Consider the following 977-nt stretch of genomic DNA (forward strand, 5'->3'; position numbering starts at 1 on the left):
TTGGAGCGCAAGAACGGGTGGACGGCGGCCGAGGAGGCCGGTCACGGCGGTCCGGGCCGGGTCCAGCGGCTGCTGAACCGGATCGACGGGGACGCGGACGAGGTGCGCGACGACGTGTGCGCCTGTGTCGCCGAGCACCTGGCGGATCCCGGTGGCGTGCTGATCGTGGACGACACCGGCTTCCTGAAGAAGGGCGTGCGGTCGGCCGGTGTCCAACGGCAGTACTCCGGCTCGAGCTCGCGAGGACGATGGTCCAGCAAGGGTTGACGCTACGAGCTGGAGCAGGCCGACGTCTTCCACGTCGTGGCCACCACCAGCCACGACATCGTCGTCACCCGGTGGGCCATGGACCATCGACGGCACGACCTGGGCGCCGACCTGCCCCGGCAGAAGTGGAAGCGCCGCTCCTGCGGCGAGGGCGCCCACGGCCTGCGGATCTGCGACTGGGCCCGCACGGAGGTCCGACCCTGGCGCCGCCCCGACCGCAAGCACTGGGTCCTGGCCCGCCGCAGCACCACCGACCCCACGAAGATCGCCTACTACACCGCCTACGCGCCCGCCGGCACCACACTCAACGAGCTGATCGCCGTCGCAGGCACCCGCCGGGCGATCGAGGAGTGCTTCCAGAGCGCGAAAGGCCAGTGCGGCCTGGACGACTACCAGGTCCGCCGCCACCCGGCCTGGTAGCGGCACATCACCTCGCCAGGGCCGCCCACGCCTACCTCACCGTCATACGGGCCCAGCAGCTCGAAAAGGGGCCGGACCCGCTCGAACGCCAGACCTGATACCGCCGACCGTCCCCGAGATCCGCCGGCTGATCATGCATCCCACCCGACCTGCCGCCGCAGCATCGACCACGTCCTGCACTGGTCCCGATGGCGCCACAGACGCCAACACCCGGCCCGGACCAGCCACAACAAGACGAGGCCACAACCCAAGAACTGAAGCCTCGTCACAGTAAGCACCGTTGCAGTACT

Annotated in this window: 1 pseudogene; it reads left to right on the forward strand. The window is 69.9% G+C overall.

The features are described 5' to 3' along the window. Positions 1 to 785, forward strand: a pseudogene (locus ABD323_RS41705) (IS701 family transposase); the annotation flags it as partial. Positions 786 to 977: the final 192 nt, after the last annotated feature.

Source organism: Kitasatospora nipponensis (assembly GCF_039528135.1).
Taxonomy (GTDB): domain Bacteria; phylum Actinomycetota; class Actinomycetes; order Streptomycetales; family Streptomycetaceae; genus Kitasatospora; species Kitasatospora nipponensis.